This window comes from Formosa agariphila KMM 3901, assembly GCF_000723205.1.
GTDB lineage: Bacteria > Bacteroidota > Bacteroidia > Flavobacteriales > Flavobacteriaceae > Formosa > Formosa agariphila.
Genome location: NZ_HG315671.1, coordinates 2,403,916 through 2,426,738, shown reverse-complemented (window position 1 = coordinate 2,426,738; position 22,823 = coordinate 2,403,916). Strand labels below are relative to the sequence as shown.

Annotated in this window: 14 protein-coding genes; 7 read left to right on the top strand and 7 right to left on the bottom strand. The window is 32.1% G+C overall.

Going from position 1 to position 22,823, the window contains the following annotated elements; genetic code table 11:
* Positions 1-39: 39 nt before the first annotated feature.
* The 4 genes from BN863_RS10390 to BN863_RS10375 all read left to right on the top strand — a co-directional run bounded on the left by BN863_RS10390 (position 40) and on the right by BN863_RS10375 (position 5,106).
* Entirely contained in the window at positions 40-1,590 is a 1,551-nt protein-coding gene (locus tag BN863_RS10390) for an alpha-L-fucosidase (RefSeq protein ID WP_038530262.1), read from the top strand.
* 103 nt (positions 1,591-1,693) lie between these two features.
* Positions 1,694-3,010, top strand: coding sequence for an L-fucose:H+ symporter permease (fucP, locus tag BN863_RS10385; RefSeq protein ID WP_038533475.1), 1,317 nt, complete (start codon positions 1,694-1,696; stop codon positions 3,008-3,010).
* Positions 3,011-3,017: 7 nt separating this feature from the next.
* A complete protein-coding gene (locus BN863_RS10380) occupies positions 3,018-3,368 on the top strand; it encodes an L-rhamnose mutarotase (protein WP_038533473.1) in 351 nt (116 codons plus the stop codon).
* Positions 3,369-3,411: 43 nt separating this feature from the next.
* Positions 3,412-5,106, top strand: coding sequence for a sulfatase family protein (locus BN863_RS10375; protein WP_038530260.1), 1,695 nt, complete (start codon positions 3,412-3,414; stop codon positions 5,104-5,106).
* 267 nt (positions 5,107-5,373) lie between these two features.
* Here the strand turns inward: BN863_RS10375 and BN863_RS10370 are convergent, their stop codons facing one another.
* The 6 genes from BN863_RS10370 to BN863_RS10345 all read right to left on the bottom strand — a co-directional run bounded on the left by BN863_RS10370 (position 5,374) and on the right by BN863_RS10345 (position 15,085).
* The gene (locus tag BN863_RS10370) at positions 5,374-6,240 is read right to left on the bottom strand and encodes a hypothetical protein (RefSeq protein WP_051774691.1); all 867 of its coding nucleotides are present in this window, start codon (positions 6,238-6,240) and stop codon (positions 5,374-5,376) included.
* 461 nt (positions 6,241-6,701) lie between these two features.
* Complete coding sequence (locus tag BN863_RS10365; RefSeq protein ID WP_242404015.1) at positions 6,702-7,760, bottom strand: cytochrome-c peroxidase; 1,059 nt, start codon at positions 7,758-7,760, stop codon at positions 6,702-6,704.
* Between the two features lie 4 nt (positions 7,761-7,764).
* On the bottom strand, positions 7,765-9,159 hold the full coding sequence (locus BN863_RS10360; protein ID WP_051774688.1) for a DUF2231 domain-containing protein: 1,395 nt from the start codon (positions 9,157-9,159) through the stop codon (positions 7,765-7,767).
* 35 nt (positions 9,160-9,194) lie between these two features.
* Positions 9,195-10,301, bottom strand: coding sequence for an NHL repeat-containing protein (locus BN863_RS10355; protein WP_193363879.1), 1,107 nt, complete (start codon positions 10,299-10,301; stop codon positions 9,195-9,197).
* 7 nt (positions 10,302-10,308) lie between these two features.
* Positions 10,309-11,820 (bottom strand): DUF1501 domain-containing protein, encoded by a 1,512-nt coding sequence (locus tag BN863_RS10350; protein ID WP_038530257.1) that lies wholly within the window; start codon positions 11,818-11,820, stop codon positions 10,309-10,311.
* Positions 11,821-11,839: 19 nt separating this feature from the next.
* The gene (locus BN863_RS10345) at positions 11,840-15,085 is read right to left on the bottom strand and encodes a DUF1553 domain-containing protein (protein ID WP_038530254.1); all 3,246 of its coding nucleotides are present in this window, start codon (positions 15,083-15,085) and stop codon (positions 11,840-11,842) included.
* Between the two features lie 162 nt (positions 15,086-15,247).
* Here BN863_RS10345 and BN863_RS10340 point away from each other — a divergent pair, with 162 nt between their 5' ends.
* From BN863_RS10340 to BN863_RS10330, 3 genes are all read left to right on the top strand, one after another.
* Positions 15,248-16,117 carry a helix-turn-helix domain-containing protein gene (locus BN863_RS10340; protein ID WP_038530251.1) on the top strand — a complete coding sequence of 290 codons (870 nt, stop codon included), beginning with the start codon at positions 15,248-15,250 and terminating at the stop codon, positions 16,115-16,117.
* 28 nt (positions 16,118-16,145) lie between these two features.
* Entirely contained in the window at positions 16,146-17,012 is an 867-nt protein-coding gene (locus BN863_RS10335) for a helix-turn-helix domain-containing protein (protein WP_038530249.1), read from the top strand.
* Positions 17,013-17,168: 156 nt separating this feature from the next.
* Positions 17,169-19,301, top strand: coding sequence for a thioredoxin domain-containing protein (locus BN863_RS10330; protein WP_242404014.1), 2,133 nt, complete (start codon positions 17,169-17,171; stop codon positions 19,299-19,301).
* Between the two features lie 177 nt (positions 19,302-19,478).
* Here the strand turns inward: BN863_RS10330 and BN863_RS10325 are convergent, their stop codons facing one another.
* Positions 19,479-22,823 (bottom strand): VCBS repeat-containing protein, encoded by a 3,345-nt coding sequence (locus tag BN863_RS10325; RefSeq protein ID WP_038530246.1) that lies wholly within the window; start codon positions 22,821-22,823, stop codon positions 19,479-19,481.

Genomic DNA, 22,823 nt, shown 5'->3' with positions numbered 1-22,823 from the left:
ACATGAAGCATTTGGCTTCAATTAACACAAAATGTATACATGAAAATACATAACAAGATAGTTTTAGTTTTAATGGTGGTTCTAAATGTTGTAACATCATCTTGCGAAAAGAAGAAAGACGCAGTAACACCTGTAGTGGAAAAAAATGATGAACCTCGATTTGAACCTAATTGGGAGTCAATTAAAGCCAATTATAAAGACCCTAAATGGTTTAATCAGAAAAAATTCGGAATTTTTATACACTGGGGAGCATATGCCGTTCCTGCATATAGTTCAGAATGGTATCCAAGACAAATGTACATGGATTCTGCAAACTTTACAGCTCAATTAAAATTGTCTAAAATGGGACCTTCAGATGTGTACTTACATCATAAAAAGGAGTGGGGTGATCAGAAAAAATTTGGTTATAAAGACTTTATTCCAATGTTTAAAGGTGAAAACTTTGATGCCAAAGAGTGGATTGATTTATTTAAAAAATCTGGTGCAAAATATGTTATTCCAGTAGCCGATCATCATGATGGATTTGCCATGTACAAATCTAATACAACACGTTGGAATTCTGTAGATATGGGACCTAAACGCGATGTTCTTGGAGAACTTTTTAAAGAAGGACGTTCTCAAGGTATGATTATGGGTGCATCTTCTCACTTTGCGTTTAACTGGTCTTTCTTTAATAAAAAAGATAAGTTTGATACAACAGACCCTGAATATGCTGATTTATATTCTAGCAAAGGGAAAAACCTAAGAGAACCAGTTTCCGACGCCTTTAAACAACGTTGGTGGGATAGAACCGTTGATTTAATTGATAATTATCAGCCAGATATTTTATGGTTCGATTTCTATTTAGATATTCCAGATTTTAAAGATTTAAGACCAAAAATAGCGGCTTATTATTACAATAAAGGTCTTGAATGGGGGAAAGAAGTGGTGATAAATGATAAGAATTTTGATCACGAAGCATTTCCTGAAGGGACTGTAATTTATGATTTAGAACGAGGGAAATTGCCAGGAATTAGAAAGTTGCCTTGGCAAACAGATACCTCTATTGGTAAGAATTCGTGGTCTTATGTAACCAATTGGCAATCTAAAACAGCTAATCAATTAGTAGATGATTTAGTCGATATCGTTTCAAAAAATGGAAATTTATTACTTAATGTAGGACCAAAAGCAGACGGAACAATACCAGAAGATCAAAAAGATATATTATTACAAATTGGACATTGGTTAGATATAAATGGTGAAGCGATTTATGATACCAACTATTGGAGAGTATTTGGAGAAGGTCCGACAGAAGTAGAAGAAGGTCATCATTCTGAAGGTAAAAATAAAGATTTTACGGGACAAGATATACGTTTTACAACCAAAGATAATCACGTCTTTGCAATAATGATGGCATGGCCTGAAAGTGGAAGTGTAATAATTAAATCAATTACTAATGGTGAAGATGACGTTTTGGATGTGAAGCTTTTAGGTAGCGATGCTACTTTAAAATGGTCGTTAACACCTGAAGGTTTAGAAGTGAAATTACCTAAAGAAAAACCAGGCGATTTTGCTTTTGTTTTAGACTTAAAAATGAATAATAATAAATAGTTTGTAGTTTGTTAATTTAGTTTGATTTAAAAGAGTACACCAAATTAATAGTGTACTCTTTTTTTAATTAGAGAATCTACTTGTGAAAAAAAATATTAAAGAAATGAAAACAAAAATACCTGTGGTTCGTAAAGAACTTCTTTTTCCATTCATTATTATAACATCTCTCTTTGCTCTTTGGGGAATAGCAAATGACTTAACGAATCCTATGGTGTCTGCTTTTAAAAAAGTGATGCCAGAATTATCGAATACTCAAGCTTCATTAGTTCAGTTTGCTTTCTATTTTGGGTACTTTTTTATGGCGTTACCTGCTGCTTTATTCATTAGAAAATATAGTTATAAATCGGGGATTGTTTTAGGTTTGGCTTTATATGCTATTGGAGCATTTTTATTTTATCCTGCTGCAGTAAATGCAGAATTTACTTATTTCTTAATTTCCCTTTGGGTGATTACATGTGGTTTAGCATTTTTAGAAACAACTTCAAATCCTTTAATTCTATCCTTAGGAGACAGAGAAACAGCGACACAGCGTCTAAATTTAGCGCAAGCCTTTAATCCTGTAGGGTCTTTATTCGGAATGATTATCGCGCAAGTTTTTGTGATTAATGCATTACGTTCAGACGATTATACGCGAGAGGCTTATAATGCCCTTCCTGTAGAAGAGATTGCTGTAATTCGTGATAATGATTTAAGTGTAATAAGTTTACCATATATAGGTTTAGGGTTATTAGTTGTTTTAATAATGGTAGTCGTTATTTTTATGAAATTTCCAAAATCTATAGAAGAAGAAAAAATAAGTATCTCAGATTCTTTTAAAAAGTTATTTGCTAATAAAAATTATGTGCAAGGTGTCGTTACTCAAGCTTTTTATGTGGGAGCACAAATTATGTGTTGGACCTATATTTTTCAATATGTAGATAATTTAAATGAAACTCAAGGGTGGAGTTTAACGGCAACTTATTTTAATGTCGCTGCTATGGTTTCTTTTTTAGTAGGGAGATGGATTGGAACAGCATTAATGAAACGTATTAATCCTTCTAAAATTTTAATGCTTTTTGGTATTGGAGGTGTTGTATGTTCGGCAGGAGCTGTTGTTTTGCCAGGAATGGCTGGGTTAATCTCTTTGGTGTCTGTTTCAGTATTCATGTCTATCATGTTTCCTACTATTTATGGAATTGCTTTAAAAGATATGGGCGATGAAGCAAAAATAGGTTCAGCAGGACTTGTAATGGCCATTGTTGGTGGTGCATTAATGCCAGTCTTACAGGGAAGTATTTTAGATTGGGGCGGACCAGGATTTTCAGACGAAAAGATATTAGGTTATATACCTGAGGTAAATTTTTCTTTTATACTACCCTTAATTTGTTTAACTGTTGTGGCGTATTATGGCTACAGTACATATAAATCTTCAAAAATTTAATTGTATTATGATTACTGAAACGACTAGATATTGTTTGACTTGCGATTTAATAAATAATCAGAAACTTATTGCAGAATACAAGGACTTTCATGCTAAAGGAAAAGCATGGCCTGAAATAACAGAAAGTATAAAATCGGCAGGAATTGTAGATATGCAAATTTATTTAACAGGAAATAGAATGTTCATGATTATGGAATGTGATTCGTCATTTAATCCAAATAAAAAAGCAGAAATGGATGCTAATAATCCTAAGGTCCAAGAATGGGAAATGTTAATGTGGAAATATCAACTAGGAGTTCCTTGGGCAAAAAATGGAGAAAAATGGGTTGAAATGGAAAAAATATTTCAGTTAATCTAAAATTAAATCATTAATATAATTTACTCAAAAAAACTAAATCATTATGCTTAATAAAATCTATTCACATATAATTTGCATAGCAAGTGTTGCAATTTGTTTTACGAGTTGTGCTAAAAAGGTTGAAGAGGAAGTTCCGAAGCAAAAACCTAATATTTTATATATCATGTCAGACGACCATACTACTCAGGCAGTTGGGGTTTATGGCAGTCGATTGGCGAAATTGAATCCCACACCAACGATAGATAAAATTGCTAATGAAGGTATGATTTTTAATAATTGCTTCGTTACAAACTCTATTTGCACACCAAGTAGAGCAACTATACTTACTGGACAATATAGTCAAGCAAATGGAGTGTTAGATTTAGAAGGTGTATTACCTACAGAAAATCAATATTTACCTACAGAAATAAAGAAATTAGGATATCAGACAGCATTAATAGGGAAGTATCATTTATCATCTAAGCCGAATTTTGATTATTACAATGTGCTCACCGCTCATGGTGAACAAGGCACTTATTTTGATCCGGTACTCACAGAAACAGGGATGAATTTTGCTTTAGAACACGATCCTGAATTTGAAGGTAAACAATATAAAGGTCATAGTTCAGATGTAATTACAGACATTTCAATAGATTGGTTAAAAAATAAAAGGGATAAGAATAAACCGTTTATGTTGATGTACCAATTTAAGGCTCCACATGATAATTTTGAATATGCACCACGTTACAAGGACTATTTAAAAGACACGCACATCCCGGAACCCGAAAGTCTTTATGATAACGGAAACAATGGATCTATAGCAACCCGAGGAGCAAATGATTCTTTAATTCATGTTATTGGGTCTTCTGTTTCAAGGCGAAATACGATTAGAAGTATGGGGATGACAATGTGGGATAAAAAATCAATTGCAAAATCTGATCCAGAGTTTAATTCAACAAATAAATCATATGATTTATTGTCAGATAAAGAATATACACACGAAACGTATCAAGAGTATTTAAAACGCTATTTACGATGTGTTAAAGGTGTAGATGATAATGTTGCTAGAATGATACAATTCTTGAAAGATGAAGGGTTATACGAAAACACTATAATCGTATACACAGGAGATCAAGGGTTTATGTTGGGAGAGCATGATTATATTGATAAGCGTTGGATGTATGAAGAATCTTTACGTATGCCTTTTATTGTTAGATATCCTGAAAGTATAAAAGCAGGAACACGTAGTGATGCAATTATTAATAATACAGATTTTGCACCAACACTTATTGATTTAGCAGGAGGTACGGCACCAGAACAAATGCAAGGTCATAGTTTTAAAACGATTCTAGAAACAGGAGAAGAACCTGAAGGTTGGCAACAATCTACATATTATCGATATTGGATGCATATGGCACATAAACATGCTAATCCAGCTCATTTTGGATTAAGAACTAAACGTTATAAACTTATTTTCTTTTATGGAAAATATTGGGTAGATACAAAAGATCCAAATGCCACATGGAACAAAAAAAGTTGGGGTAATGCATTTGAAATGGATACACCGGCGGCTTGGGAATTCTATGATTTACAAGAAGATCCAAAAGAGATGAATAATGCTTATAACGATCCTAAATATGCTGAAACGATTGCCGATTTAAAACTGCAGCTCCTTGTAAAACGAAAGGAATTAAATGAAGAAGATGGAGATAAGTTTCCCCATATACAGAAAGTAATTGATGCACATTGGAACGATTAATCCGTGTTGAAATCTTTTATTCATTTTCAATAAATACTCTTTGTTTTGATTATGAAATCTTAAAGATTTAACGTAAAAAATTCATTTTGTTGTTATTAAATTTTAACAAATGAAATGATTTATTCAATTAAAATAATAAGCCCCATATATCATGGGGCTTTATGTTTTTTATCAAGATACTGAGGTAGATTAGATGCCAATTTTGAACTAATTGTTGCAAACCTTTCGTATGGTTTGAAACATATTTTCTGTAGTTAAGTAACGGTATTATTTAAGAATTCCGGATCCAATAAAATGTTTAAATTTTTCGGGTGTACCATTGTCGTCTCCAACTAATAAAAAGTAAAACATTCCACAATCAGAAATATCTGCAACGCCACCACTGTGTGCTTGTATTCTTTTGTACATCCAACGTATGTTTGGATCTTTATGGTCTCTCATCCAATACCAAACTGAAAAATCTTTTCCGGAGTGCCATAAATCATTTGGAACCGTTTTATTGTTTTGATCTTTAATTTTTTTATAATTAATTCTATTGCCACAAAGCTCTTGTACGTCGTTCCAAGTATGATGGTATGTGCGTCTTATTTCATTTTCATTAAAACCGCTATGAGAAAGTAAGTAGACATGACTTAAAGCTTCAATATTTCCTTGCTTAATAACTTCTTCTACTACCAAATATAAAAATTCTGAAAGTCCAGCATGTATAAAATACAAAGGGTTTTCTTTTGTGGAAGTTCCAATTTCTAGAGCCAAATTTTTTATAGCAGGTTCTAAACTGGTTGTAACATCAAAAAATATTTTTGGATTAAAATCCCAACGTTCTATAAGTCCATCACAACTAATTTTGAGTTCATTTTCTTCATCGGGTCCAGAAGGAGCATCGATAAAATTATTATAAGAAAAATGAACTACTTTATCTTGCAAACCTAACTTGGCAATAATTGCTCCTGATGCTACCGCTGCTCCCCAATCATCAGGATCTCCTGTTGGCCATTTATAGGCATTGTCTGGTGCACTATTCCCGTCAAAACTCACAGCCATACGATTATTGTTATATCCCCAAGCTTGAGCAGATATATTAGTATGGCTATGTAAAAGTGAAATAAAAAATATAAAAAATAACTTTTTCATAAATATCATTTTTAAATTAAGAAGTAATATGTGCTTCCATCAAAAATAACCATAAGTATAATTAATTCTGATTTTCAGACTTTAGATTGCTATAATAAATGAGTTAATGAATATAGTAGATGTTTAAAATTTTTAAAACAGGATATAAAGCACTTAATTTTTATTGTATCACTTTAGTTATTCAAATTTTAAATCTGTATAAAATGTAATAACATCAACTAAAAGTGTTTTATAATTAGTGTTTTATTTTATGATACACGTTCGCACCACAAGTATAAATATAAAATATAGAAAGGAGCTGTTTAATTTAGTTGTCAATAGACTTAAGTCTATAGTGGTTTTAATTAAAAATATTACCCCCTACAGGAAGTTTGCTAGGCACATTCTCAGGGATAACTTTGTCGAAAGTGTCATCGTTTAAACTATTAAAAAATGAAATTATAGGTTGCATATCTATAACTTTAATGTCTATTTTTTTTATTTAGTGAGTCTATTTTTTCATTTTCAATATTTGAATTTTTAGAAACTCCAGAAGCGATGTCTTCATAAAACTCTAGGACCTCGAGTAAATTTTCAAATTTACCGTTGTGCATATATGGAGCTGTATATCTTAAGTTTCTTAGCGTAGGTGTTCTAAAAGCATATGTTTTTTCAAATCCGTCATCTGGAAAATTTAGCTTTTCGTTTTCAGGTACAGTTAATACATGCATTTTAAAATCTGAAAACATTGGGCCGCTATGGCAACTATGGCAATTAGCCTTTTTAAAAAGGTTGAATCCTTTTTTTTCTGAATAAGATAATGCAGATGAATCTCCTGCGATATATTGATCGAACCTAGAATTGTTGGTTACTAATGTTCGTTCAAATGCAGCTATAGCTTTTCCTAAGTTTATACTTGAAATTGCTGGTTTGGTTTTAAAAACGTCTTGAAACTTTAATACATATTCGGGAATATTTCGTAATCGATTTACGATAGTGTCTAGAATGATGTCTTCAGAAAAGGAGTGTCCCATCATTTCTTCTAATGTTTTTATTGGTGCCAAGGCTTGTTTTTCTAAGCTTTCTTCTCTAGAATCCCAAAACATTGCGGCCTTTTCAGGAGAATATTCTCCATTAACATTTATACCATTAAAAGCGGTATTTAGTATGGTATGAGCATTTCGTTTTACTATAGGGATATTATTGGGGCTGTTAAATTTCCTATTCATACTTAAGCCTTTACCATTTACTCCAATAGAAAGGTCTTTTAATTCTGCATATCCGAAATCGGGATGATGGCAGGTAGCACAAGCCACATCTTTATTCCCAGATAAGATGGGGTCATAAAAAAGTAGCTTTCCCAAAGCCACTTTTTCAGGTGTTGTAGGATTATCTTTTGGAGATAAAATAGTTTTCGGTAAGGGTATATATACTGCATTGTCAAATAATCCGATTGTCGATTCTTTACTATCGTTACAGCTTAAATACAATAGTGTAACGATATTTATAAAAAAGATTTTATTTAATTTAAAAAGTTTCAATTTGCTATGAACCAAAAACAATATTTAAAGTTTTGTCCGTTTCTTTAGTATAAGGTAATACATCTTCTTTTGTTATCTCGGTTTCCCATATATATACATTTTGAAGATTTGGCATATTATAAAAGGTTTCTAAACTGTTTTTAGTAATGTTCGTACTGTATAGATTTAAACTTCTTATATTTTTATGACTTACAATTTTAGAAATTCCTGTATCGGAAATAGGATTTTTATCAAGCTTTAATTTTTGTAGATTTTTAAATTGATTGATTGTATTTATTTGGTCATCTGTAACCTGATTATCTTCTAAGTACAACCAAAGGACATTATCTTTAATTTTTAATAATTTTTCGAGTTTTTCTGAAATGGCTTCGGGATTACTTTCTGTAACCGTTTTAGATGGTAAAACCACTTCGTAAATATTAGAATCGAAAACCAGTTCTGTAAGTCTGAATCCTTCAGCAATTAAAAGCTTAATATCTGATTGGTCAACTTTATTTACGGTTGGTAAGGCTGTTTTAGTATTATTGCCTCCATCTCCTAAGTTCAAAAAGTTAGATGCAATTTTTATTATATTTTCGGGTGTTTTAATATCGCCTACTTTTGTCTGGAAGCCAGCGTTAGTATTATCAATCCAATACGTTAAAATAGCAGTTTCTTCTTCTGTTAAAGGTGTTTTTCCTTCTGGAGGCATAAAGTCATCATGACTAGGATTTAAAAGAACTCGCTTAATCATTTCAGATTTTAATGCATTTCCTGCAATTAGGATATTTCCATTTTTCCCACCTTCCATAATTGCTAATGAATCCTGAAGCGATAAACCTCCTTTCATCTTACTTGCATTATGGCAACTAAGACATTTATTTTCGAGAATAGGGTTTACTAAATAATCATAAACTACAGCATCTTCAATATTTGTAACAGGAATTAATGCAGCTTTTTCTGTTTTTCCAAAAGGTAAATATTTCGTTAAATAATCACTTCCATGAGTAAGATTTCCTCCATAATGGCCTGTAACACTAACTAGAATAACAAGAAGTGTTAGGGTTGAAATATTGGTTTTAACCTGATTTGTTTTTGGAATTTTTATTTTCTCGATACGAATTAGCCATGCCAAAAAGGTAATAATTGTTGTGGCTATTCCGAACCAAAAATGACTGTCGACCATGTCTTCTTCATAATCCCCACTTAGTGAAAGCATATAGCCTAAAATACATGCTATTAAAGCACTGGCAGCTCCAGCAAACAAAGCTAGAGGTATGGCGTTTGTTAAGGTGTTATCTTTCTTAAACCGACTAAAAATTTCTAAAAGAAATGCAAATACTAAAAAGCCTATTGGTAAGTGAACCATAATAGGGTGAAATCTTCCAAAAAAAAGTACTAAGTCTGATGTATTATCCATGTAAAGTGTGTCTATTCTTTTTTAATCAATTAAAATTATACGCGTTCTAATTTTAATGGCGCAGTTTTGTTTGCATTCCATTGGCAGATGTATAAGTTTTTATCTTCATCTACACACACATCATGTCCGTGTAAAATGGGTTTGTCTTGAAGTTGATATGACTTTTGAAGTATTCCTCCTTTATATTCAGGTGCTGTACCTCCAGGGTTAGAAACAACTTTGTCTCCATCAATTATCGTTACGAAACCAGTATGGTCTTTCCAATTCGTTTTTCCAACTTTAGGTTGAGACCAGCAAACACCGGCATATAAATTATTGTCGTTAAAAACGGGACGACATACTTGCATATTAGGTAAGTGTAATGTTTTTACATATTTGCCATTTAAAGTAAACCATTTAAAAGATTGTTCATTTCTAGATGTACAGACTACCATTGGGTTGTTTTTATCTCTATAATCTATGGCCACACCATGAGCATTAGATAGTTTATAGTTTTCGTCTGGATTATCTGCTCCACCCCAATGTCTAATATATTCCCCGTTATGGTTGTATTGAATAATATAATCCATGCCATACCCATCTGCTACATAAATATCACCGTTAGGACCAACAGCCGTTTCTGTAGGGCAGAAGGAGTCTCCAGGTTTGTATATGCCAATAGTTTGTGGATGACCAATATCGAAAATTACACGACCATCTGTGGTTGTTTTGGTTATACGGCCATTGTGTTTTGTCCATTTTCCGTATTTATTTAAAAACCAACCAGAATCTGTTAGAAATAAAAAATCTTCTTCTCCTTCTTGTGATAATGATAGACCATGGCCTCCAGGATAAGCCGTTCCCCAATAGTCTAATAGTTTTCCAGATTTATCAAAAATTAAAATATTGTTTTTGGGGTTATCTCCCATCATAATTAAACGTCCTTTTCTATCCATTATCATTTCATGACAATTTAGAATAGGGTTTCTTACAGAGCTTACTTGAGCCCAATCGTTAATTAACTTATATTGGTAATCGCCATGACCTAAGATTGTTTCCTGTGGTTGTGGTTTTTTCAAGATATGAAATCCAAAAGACGGTGTTGCTGCAATAGCAGCAGTTGCAAAGCTGGTTTTTTTTATAAAGTTTCTTCTTGTGGTCATAGTGTATTTATGTTAAGATGTCTTTTGCTACATGACCATGTACATCGGTTAATCGGTATCGTCGTCCTTGATGCTTAAATGTGAGTTGTTCGTGGTCGACCCCAAAAAGATGGAGTAGCGTGGCATGAAAATCGTGAACATGTAATGGGTCTTTTACGACGTTATAACTAAAGTCGTCTGTTTCTCCATATTCAAAGCCAGGCTTAACACCAGCACCTGCCATCCACATGGTAAATGCTTTTGGATGATGGTCTCTTCCATAATTTTTTTCGGTTAATTGCCCTTGAGAATAAACAGTTCTACCAAATTCACCACCCCAGACAACAAGCGTGTCGTCTAGCATACCGCGTTGTTTTAAATCTTTAATCAACGCTGCTGTACCTTGATCCGTTTTTTTACATTGATTTTTTAGACCGCTAGGGCAGGCAATGTGTTGGTCCCAACCTTGATGATATAGTTGAACGAACTTAACGCCTTTTTCAAGAAGTTTTCTAGCCATTAAACAGTTTGCTGCGTATGTACCTGGATCTCTACTATCTTTTCCATACATTTCAAAGATATGATCTGGCTCGTCTGAAATATCTGTAACCTCAGGAACTGAAGTTTGCATTTTAAATGCCATTTCGTATTGTGCCATTCGTGCCTGAATTTCAGGGTCTCCATAGGCATCATGCTGGATGTTGTTTAGTTTTCCTAAATAACTTAGCATTTTTTCACGGTCATGACCATCATAATTATCTGGGTTGTTTAAGTATAATACTGGGTCTTTTCCTGCTCTAAATTGTACTCCTTGGTGTTCTGTTGGTAAAAACCCATTTCCCCATAAACTTGATTTTAAAGGTTGTCCTTTACCGTTTTTAGATACAAGTGTTATAAATGTTGGTAAATTTTCATTATCGGACCCTAAACCATAGCTTAACCAAGATCCTATCGAGGGTCTTCCAGGAAGTTGATGTCCTGTCTGAAAAAATGTTATGGCAGGTGTATGATTAATTTGGTCTGTTTGCATCGATTTTATAAAGCATAACTCATCAACAATTTCTGCGGTATGTGGCATAAGTTCACTTACCCAAGCTCTAGACTCTCCATATTGTTTAAAATTAAAAATTGAAGGAGCTATAGGGAGAGTAGATTGGCTTCCGCTCATCCCTGTAAGGCGTTGCCCTCCAATAACTGATTTGGGTAAGTCCTTACCAAACATGTCTACTAATTTAGGTTTATAGTCAAACAAATCCATTTGAGATGGTCCACCACTTTGAAACAAGTATATAATGCGTTTGGCTTTTGGCAAATGGTGAGGAAGCCCTAATCTGTTTTTATTATAGTTTTCTAAAATAGCCTCAGTGTTGTTAGCGTTAGCTATTGAACTCCAGGCTTTTTCAGTATTAAGCAAACTTCCTAAAGCTAATGCTCCTAAACCTAATGTTGTAGTTTTTAAAAAATGTCTTCTGTCAATCTGTTTCTCTAGATCTTGAAAGTCTTTGTTGTTTGATTTTAATATATCATGATGGTTACACATGGCTTAGTTTTTTTAATAATTATCGTTTTGTTATAAAGGCATCTGAATTTATAATGGTAGATGCTACAACCGAATTAGCAGCGATTAATGCTTTGTCGAGTTCAAGAGGCATTATGTTTTCACCCAAGCTTATCCAACCCTCGGCTTTTCCTGGATATTCTTTAAATTTTTCTAATTCAGTTTTTTGTACTGTTAATAGAATTTTTAATTCTTCAGGTTTAATTGTTCGTCCGGTAAGTTTTCGGAATGTATTAGAAATACCGTCAGTTAAATTGTCATATTCAGACATTCGTATACCTAAAACTCTAGAGGCTTCAACAAAAGTTGGGTCGTTAAGTAGCACCAATGCTTGTAGAGGGGTATTAGTTTCTTGTCTTCTAGTTGTACATAAATCTCTAGTTGGCGCATCAAAAGTTGCTAGAGTAGGGTGTGGCACAGTGCGTTTCCATATGGTATACATACTTCTTCTATATAAATCTTCACCAGAACTAGGTTTGTATACATCTCCATTTACTAACCATAATCCTGGGGGTTGATACGGGCTTACGCTTTCTCCTCCTATTTTATCGTTTAATAAACCAGACGCAAAAAGTGCATTATCTCTAAGCATTTCACCAGAAAGGCGTTTTGCAGGGCCTCTAGCTAAGAATTTGTTTTCTTTATCTTCGCTCAACAGTTTTTCACTAGCAATACTACTTTGTTGATAGGTGTTAGACATCATAATTAGTTTATGAAGTGCTTTAACATCCCATCCTGACTCCATAAATTCTATAGCTAACCAATCTAATAGTTTAGGATGACTAGGTAGCTCACCCTGATTTCCAAAATCTTCAGAAGTGTTAACGATGCCTCTTCCAAAAATATTTTGCCAATATCTATTTATAGTAACACGAGATGTTAATGGGTTGTCTTCATGAGTTAACCACTTAGAAAAACCAATTCTGTTTCTTGGTAGACTGTCAGGAAATGGAAAAATACGTTCTGGAACATCTGGAAAAACCGAATCTGTAGGCGAATCGTACTGCCCTCTATCTAGAAGATAAGCTTGTCTAGGGGTTTCCATTTCTTTCATTACCATGATTTCTTTTACAGGCTCAATACTATCAACATAGGTTCCTCTTGTTGCTTTCAAATCTGCTAGATGTTCTTTATAAGAATCAGATTTGTTAGTTAAATAATACTGAGTAAGTAACGTTTTTTCTTTTTCTGAAAGATTATCTTTAGATTTGGATTGTATGTTTTTAAGCAGGTCTACATTAGCTATTTGCATAACTTCAATTTCGCTTAATTCACGATTAAAGACCTTTAGGTCGTCTACTACTCCTCCAAGTAAACCTTTACCTCTCCATATGGCACCAATTCTTAAACCAGGTTCCGTTTTTCCTTTGTAAATACCGATAGACTGATTTTGAAAAATGATGTCTTTATAGAGGTTGTCAACCTCAATATTGGTTTCTAATTTTTTACCGTCTAAATATATTTTAATACCCTTAGCTTTACTAGAACCATCATAAGACATCGTTAATTGAATCCATTTATCTTTTGGAACATCAATTATAGACTGAGTTACAATAGCATTATCTGGGTAAACGTGAGCAAGTAACGCTTCAATTTTATTGTTTTTTATATTTAAATGATATCCACGATAACTATGTAATTCGGGACCTTGCATTTTGTGGAATATTACCCCATTTTCTAAATCTTTAGGAATAAAAACTTTTATACCAATGCTAAAAGGTTCGTTTCTTTTGTAAATACCAATCTTGTCTAAATCCATCCACGTATCTCCATCCATATAAAGACCATATCCAGAAGCTCCTTCTTTAAATACCTGCTTTTGATTATCGCCAAATTGTTGACGCATTTGAATGTTTTGATTTGATTTTTGAGGAACTTTGTTTTTTAAATTCTTTTGATTGAAATCAAAATCTGCTACAAGACCAGACGGTGTACTATTAATATTTTTGTAACCTTCTGATGCAATCCATTTATCAACGTTATTAGATTCTAGATTAACCATATTGTTTACGGTTTTTTCTTTTTCATCTACTAAGGTTTCTAGATAAGCAAGTACTTGTTCTTGTTCTTTTGTAGGGAGCATCATATTTGGAACAGGTGTTGCTAAATCCCAAGGAATAAGCCCTGTTTCATTTATGTTGTTAAAAAAGCTATACATTTCAAAATGATCTTTCTGAGATATTGGATCGTATTTGTGATCATGACATTTAGCACAAGCTACAGTTAATCCTAAAAATGCTTGAGATACGGTAGCCGTTCTGTCTGATACGTATTCGGATCTATATTCTTCATCAATTATACCTCCTTCAAGATTTTGTGGATGCAACCTATTAAAAGTAGTTGCTAAACGTTGTTCTCTAGTAGCGTCAGGTAACATATCTCCGGCAAGTTGCCAAAGCATGAATTCATCGTATGGCATGTTTTCATTAAACGATTTAATTACCCAATCTCTCCAAGGCGAAACATCTCTGTACCAGTCTACGCTATACCCATGTGTATCTGCATATCGAGATAAATCCATCCAGTCTAAAGTACGTTGCTCTCCGTATGCAGGAGAAGCTAATAATCTATCTAACTGTTTTTCAAATGCATTTGGAGATTCATCTTTTAGAAAACTATCTAATTCAGATACAGTAGGAGGTAAGCCTGTTAAATCTAATGATGCTCGTCGTAATAATATTTCTTTATCTGCTTTATTAGATAACTTTAAATCTTGTAATTCTAATTCTTCTAAAACGAAATTATCTATAGGATTTGCTACCTGGTCTTTGTTTTTAACATTTGGGACATCATAATGTTCAGGTTTAATAAAAGCCCAATGGTCTTTATATTCCGCACCATCTTCAATCCATTTAATAAGAATCGCTTTTTCGTAATCACTAAGTGATAAATGCGAACTAGGTACAGGCATAACCATATTAGGGTCATCACTCATAATACGATGAAAGAATTCACTTTCTTCAAGTTTCTTTGGTGTGATAGCAAATTTTCCTGGATTCTCGGAAAGTTCGCTATAAGCTAATTCTGCAGTGTTTAACTGTAAGCCACCTTTAATGTTACCAGCGTCTGGTCCATGACATAAATAACATTTGTCGGATAAAATAGGTTTAACGTGTTGATTGAAATCTACTTTTTTTGGTAGTTTTTGATATTCTACATATACAGGTTCTGGTATATTTGGTCCTCCACAAGAAAAGAGAATTAGCATTCCAAAACAGAGACAAAATAATTTTATTCTATTAATCATGAAAATTTTAATTGGATAATAGCAAATATAGAAGTAGCTACATTTAATTATCATATTCTAATCAGTTAAAAAAATGTGTATTTCCGACATTTTGGTTATTTTTATAATCTTAATGGTGAATAAATAGACAGTTAATTTATAGTTTTAAAAAAAATCATATTAATGAATTCTCTTATTGAAGGTGTGAAAATTGGATTATTGCATGTTGGTTATGCAAAAATAAGACGATATTCGTATTATGAGAATGTTGTGAGTCCGTTTAGTAGATTGATTTATGTGAAAAGGGGGTGTGCTGAGGTTTGTCATACAAATCAGATATTTGTTTTAAAATCTGGGTCTTTGTATTTAATACCAAGTTATGTTTATAATAATTTTAAATGCGAAGAGGATTATGAGCACTATTATATAGATTTTTTTGAAGAAATTAAATACGGTTTGTCTATATATAATTTTAAAGATTTTATTTATGAAGTTGAAGCAATCGCAAGTGATAAAGAGTATTTTGAGCGTTTACTAGAGATAAATCCTAAAATTGCAATTGTTGATACTGAACCAAAATTTTATACAAATCAATTATTCTTTAAGACAAGTAACACTGATGACAATGTTTTTTTTAAAAATCAATATATAGAGACTAATGGGATTATTTCAATTCTTCTTTCTAGGTTTATTAAAAATACATCAGGGTTAAGTGAAAAAGAAACTATAGAGGGGGACTTAAACAGTATAATTATTTATATAGCTAAAAACTTAGATAAAGAAATAACAGTAGAAGGATTAGCAACTTATTGTTCTTTAAATACGGACTATTTTTCTAGAATTTTTAATAAAAGGTTTCATACTAGACCTAGTAAATACATTCAACAGAAACGAATTGAAAGAGCTCAGGTATTGTTATTAACTACACATGATACTTTAAAGCAAATAGCAGTTAAAGTGGGGTTTCAAGACATAGCGCATTTTTCAAAAACATTTAAAAAAATAACAGGTAATTCGCCTGGTAAATACAGGAAAAATTATATCACTATTTAAGTTGTTTAACTCCCTATATTTTTAATACATGAAAGATTATTTACAGCTTTTAAAACTACGTTTATTAAATATTGGTTATGATAAACTGGACGATAATTGGAATTTTGATAATGTAATAAGCCCTTTTTCTAGAATGTATTTTATTACTAAGGGAAATGCGAAAGTTTACCACAATAACCAAGTGTTTTACCTTAAGCCTGGTTATATGTACCTAATTCCAAGTTACACATACAGTAGGTATAAATGTGATTTGTATCATGAACAATTCTATATTAGTTTTTTAGAAGCAGTAGCTAATAATTTGTCGGTATATAATTTAAATAGTTTTCATTATGAAATTAAAGCATCTCAAAACGATTTAAAACGATTTGAGCGTTTATTAGAAATAAATACAGATAGAACACTTATTAATAATGACCCAAAAGTCTATGACAATAAGCCTGTACTTATGGAATTTAATAAAAAAAATGAAGCGCTAACTACAAAGCAATATCTAGAAACTAGAGGAATTTTATTAGTCTTATTTTCAAAGTTTATTAATAACTCTAATAGTGAAGGAAAATTAATAACGAATAAACATATGCGAAACACAATGATTTATATTTCTGAAAATTTACACGAAAAATTAACGGTAGAAGACTTGGCCGCATATTGTTACTTAAGTAAGGATCATTTTTCAAGAAGTTTTAAACAATGTTTTGGTGTTCGCCCCATTAAATATATTCAATCTAGGCGTGTACAAAGAGCACAATTACTATTATTAACTACTTCAGATTCTTTAAAAGAAATATCAGAAAAAGTGGGTTTAGAAAACCTGTCTTATTTTATTAAAATATTTAAAAAGAATACAGGTAAAACGCCTACTGAATTTAGAAATGAAAAATTACACGTTTAAACTAAACTTTAACTTCAGTAGAATTAAATTTTGCTATTAGAATTATGTCTTTTAGAAGAAGATTAAGATTCTATATTTTAAAAAATGTGCAAATTAATTTTTCAGTATAAAAAGCCTATATTTAAACTTATAATTAGAACTTCAATATCGATTTTTGTGAAATATCTTTTAAGTGTTTTTCTGTTACTTCAATTATTTTTTGCGTGTTCAAATAAAAGTGATTCTTCTAAAGAAGTTTATACGCATACCAATGACCTTATTAAAGAAACAAGCCCATATTTATTGCAACATGCACATAATCCTGTAGATTGGAAAGCATGGAATCCTGAAACTTTAGAATTAGCAAAAAAAGAAAATAAATTAATAGTTATTTCTGTAGGCTATTCAGCTTGCCATTGGTGTCATGTTATGGAGAAAGAGAGTTTTGAAAATGATTCCGTAGCCAAAATCATGAATGCTAATTTTATTAATATAAAAGTAGATCGAGAAGAGCGGCCAGATGTGGATCAAGTCTACATGCAAGCAGTACAGTTATTAACAGGTAGTGGAGGTTGGCCATTAAATTGTATCGCGCTTCCAGATGGTCGTCCAATTTTTGGAGGAACTTATTTTGAGAAAGACCAGTGGATTAAAATTTTAAAAGATGTCTCAGATTTATATAATAAAGATCCTGATAAGGCAATCTCATATGCAGAACAACTTACAAAAGGCGTAAAAGAAATTGATTTAATTACTTTAAACGAAACTCCAAAAGTCTTTAACCAACAGGATCTTTCTAATTCTATAGATGCTTGGAAGAGTCAGTTTGATACAGTTTATGGTGGTGCAATAGGGACTGAAAAATTTCCGTTGCCAAATAATTTAAGTTTTTTATGGCGATATGGTATTCAAAATAATGATATAGAGGTTCAAAATCATGTAACTCATACCTTAACTAAAATGGCCTATGGTGGAATCTACGATCAAATAGGTGGCGGATTCTCTAGATATACAGTAGATGAATCTTGGCATATTCCACATTTTGAAAAAATGCTTTATGATAATGCTCAATTAGTGAGTTTGTATGCTAATGCTTATGTAGTAACTAAAAATGAACTTTATAAAAAAATAGTTGTTGAAACGCTACAATGTATAGAGCGTGATTTTTTAGATGAATCTGGAGCATTTTATTCTGCATTAGATGCCGATAGTGAAAATGAAAAAGGTGAATTAGAAGAAGGCGCTTTTTATGTTTGGAATGAAGCCGAGTTAAAGGCTGAATTGGGTGATGATTTTGAAATCTTTAAAACATATTATAATATTAATTTTAATGGCCTTTGGGAAAATGATAATTATGTGTTTTATCGCACTAAGTCTGATGAAGAGGTCGCTGAAATAGCAAATTTAACCGAAATAGAACTGCAAGAAAAGCTTAAAAGATGGAAGGCTCAACTTTTAAAACTAAGAAATAAACGTAAATCGCCACGTATAGATGATAAAGCATTAACGAGTTGGAATGCTTTAATGTTAAAAGCTTACACAGACGCGTATCGTGTGTTTAAGAACCCACATTATTTAGAAATGGCACTTAAAAATGCTACGTTTATTAAAGAAACACAGTTTCGTGATGATGGCGGATTGAATAGAGTTTATATTAATGAAGCGAGTTCTATAAATGGTTATGCTGAAGATTATGCGGTAACCATTGAGGCATTTATTAGTTTATATCAAGTTACTTTAAATGAAAAGTGGTTGTCATCAGCAAAGGATTTAATGACCTATACTATTAATCATTTTTATGATGAAACCACAGGGATGTTTTATTTCACATCTGATTTAGATGCATCGTTAATTTCAAGAAAAATGGAAACTGTAGATGGTGTTATACCTTCCTCGAATGCGGTTCTTGCTCAGAATTTATTTAAATTAAGTTTATATTATTATAATGATGATTACGAAAAAAAAGCAAAACAAATGCTTAATAACGTTTATAAAGATGTGTTAGAACATCCGTCAAGTTATAGTAAATGGTTAGATTTAATGAGCAATTATACAAACCCATTTTATGAGATTGCTGTATCTGGAAGTGCTGCTAAACAGAAGATTTCAGAATTTGGAAAATTTTATATTCCAAATGTGATATTTTCGGGAGCCACCTCAGATAGTAAATTACCTTTGTTAGAATACAAATTTGTCACAGACGAAACTTATATTTATGTATGTACCAAAGGAAGTTGTAAAGCCCCAAAAACAGAGGTTTCAGAAGCTATTCAAGTTGTAGAATATTCCTTAAGTAAGTTTAATAATTAATTTCTCAACTAGAAATAATAAGCAGAACAGGCTATATGGTTTAAACTCATTTTAGATTAAGCATTCTAGAACGGATTAGTAAAAAACTCATTCCGATTACTGTTATCGTTTAAAGAGTTTATAACCATGACTATTACTTAAATAATAGCCATGGTATTATAGGAATATAACACCCTACTAATTATTTATTTTAAATAATTGGTGGTTGCTGTTATTATTTATAACTAATATTAAGTTGCCTAATTTACTTTTTAATTCTAGCATATTTCTAGTATCCATTGGAGCAAAAAATCCAGAATTTTTATCGGATAAGACTTTAAAGCTAGCATCAGAATTCCTTAATAATAATGATCCAATTCCAGCATCAGCTCTTGTAGTTTCTACTTCAGACTGGAAATTGTTTCCAACAAATAATAAATCCTTGTTACTGTCATTATTAAAATCATTATATATAATTCCGTTGATTGGCGATTTCTGTAGTTGGTTAGAAAAAGGTTCGAAACTAAAATTGCCATCTCCATTATTTCTGAATATTCCAGATCGGAATTCATTTACAGAAAAGTGAAGTGCACTTTTAACACCTTCACCTAAAATTCCAACTAAATCTCTACTGGCAAAGTCTCCATACGATTTTATTTTATTTGCCAAATGTGGCATTTGTTGAGCAGTACAGCCTTTACCTCGAATAGGAACTTCCTTGTCATCTACATATTTGGCTAGCATGATATCTTCTACACCGTTAAAATCGAAATCTTTAGTATAAATTTGAAATGGTTTTTCTGTACTTGCATGAAACTTATAATTTAATCCAAGATTTCCAGCGATTATGTCTTGATCACCGTCATTGTCAATATCAGTAATATATAGTTTATTCCACCAACCTGTAGTTTCCGAAAGTGATTTATAAGCTTCACTTTTTACTAATTTATTATTTTGATTTAAAAATACTTGAATCCCCATCCATTCCCCTGTAACAACTAAGTCTAATATGCCATCTGCATTCATATCACTCCAAAGAGCATCTGTAATCATACCAATGTTTTCTAAATCAGGAGCTGTCGTACTTGTTACAATACTAAACCTACCATTGTTATTCTTTAGTAAATAACTAGTAGGGGCATAAGGATATTTATTTGGGATAACGCGACCCCCAACAAATAAATCAAGATCACCATCTTTATCATAATCGCATGCTGTTACAATAGATCCAGCAGAAATCATTTCGGGTAAATTTTCATTAGCTCTTGTAAAGTTTCCGTTACCCTGGTTTAGATATAATCGATCTTGTAATAATTTAGGCGTTTTAGAAAATTCGTAACTTCCGCTAACGACATATAAATCTTGATCACCGTCATTATCCGCATCAAAAAATAAGGCACTCACATCTTCAAATTGCTTATCGGCTTCAAACGCAGCAATTGTTTTTGCTTTAAAACTACCATCATTCTGACTTAATAATAATTGACCAGTTTGAGTATGACCTCCTCCTAAATAAATATCATCAAAGCCATCACCGTTAAGGTCTGTTTTTGCTGCAGCAGGTCCTGTTTGAGATAATTTATGTGGTAATAAAATTTGAGTTTCAAAATCGTTATAATACGGGTCAATATGTTTGTAGTTAAAAGAAACTTCAGTTAATAGGGTAGAGGTGTTTTGTTGAATATTCTCCTGGATTTTAGCATCAGAATATGCAATTTTAAGCACTTGATTTAGGTTAACTTTAGGAATGATTAGTGTTTTACCATCTGGCCAAACAATTTCTAATTTTTCAATTATGGCATCTTTTGCTAATCCGAAATGAATTTTATTAGAAACGGATGAAAGAAATCCTTTAGAGTTTACTAATTGTCTTGTTAAGATAGATTTATCTTTTAAATGAATTGAAGAAGTAACACCATTTCCGAACAAATTATTTTTAGGTCCTTCGAATTCTATTTGTAAATAATTTCCAGAGTTTTGTTCTATAGCATTGTTTTTTAAAAGAGTAACATTGTCGTTAATATTGTTCACTACTATATCTAAATCGCCATCATTATCTAAGTCGGCATACACAGCACCGTTTGAAAATGTTGGTATAGTATCTGCCCATTTTGCAGAAGTATCTTCAAACGTTAAGTCGCCTTTATTTTTAAAAAAATAGTTGACCAATTTTTGTTGTGGAAGCATTTTTGCAAACTTTAGGAAATCTTCTTTTGTTGGTTTTCTTTTATTTTCTCTTAAAATAGCTAATATTTCATTGTTTTTATCTTTATCAATTACATCTCTAAAGACACCATTTGTTACGTATATGTCGTTATACCCATCTAAATCGAAATCGGCAGAAAGTATAGACCAACTCCAATCTGTATTACCAATACCCGCTAGTTGAGATATTTCGCTAAATGTACCGTTACCATTATTTAATTGTAGCATATTATGCATGTACTGGTAATGATAATTACTAGCAACCATTTGTTCAAACATAGGGATGGACGTCATTCCCATTGTTGTTTTAGATCGCACATAATCCTGAGGATTCATGTCTAGAGTTAGGATGTCTTCTAATCCATCATTATTTATATCGGCCATATCACCGCCCATACTATTAAAGGACATGTGTTTTACCGTTTCATTTCTACCTTCTCTAAATGTTCCGTTTTTATTATTGAGATATACGAAATCGGGCATGTTAAAATCGTTACACACGTAAATATCTGGCCAACCGTCATTATTTAAATCACCTACTTGCGGATTTAAACCAAAACCTAAATCGGGTAGTATTCCTGCTGTTATAGAAACATCTGTAAAATGACCATTTCCATCATTTTGATACAATTTGTCGCTGCCTTTCGCTGCAATTGTTTCAGAATTTGTTTGAAGCGCTTTTAAATCTATAACTTCTATTTTTCTAGTCATATCAGGTGTATTGGCGATATACACATCAAGGTCTCCATCTTTATCATAGTCAAAGAAAGTTGCCTGAATCCCTCTGTTAGCATCGGCTAAACCAAATTGTTCAGCTTTTTCTGTAAACGTTAAATCGCCATTGTTAATATATAGCATGTTAGCAAATTTATTGTCCTCAGCATCAGAACCTCCACGAACAATATAAATATCTAAATAACCATCTTGATTAACATCGGCTACAGAAACGCCCGTATCAAAACCTGTTCTTTTTTCAATTCCTGATTTCGTTGTGATATCTTCAAACTTTAAATTTCCTTTATTCAAGTATAGTTTATTATCAAAAGTATTGGAGATAAAAAATAGGTCGACTAAACCATCTTTATTAAAATCTGCAGCAGCAACACCTCCTCCAACATAGGCGTACATATATTGGTAATAGTTTTCATCAAGGGTTTCAATCATTTTATTGTTGAAATCAATACCTGATTCATTAGACGTTACAGTTGAAAAGAGTAACTCTTTAGCGTTGCTTGTAGAGTTTAGTTTTTGCTGCTTACTGCTATCTGAACAAGAAAACAAGATTGTTACAATAGATAGTAATAAACAATTATTAATTATTCTTTTATGACGATTCAT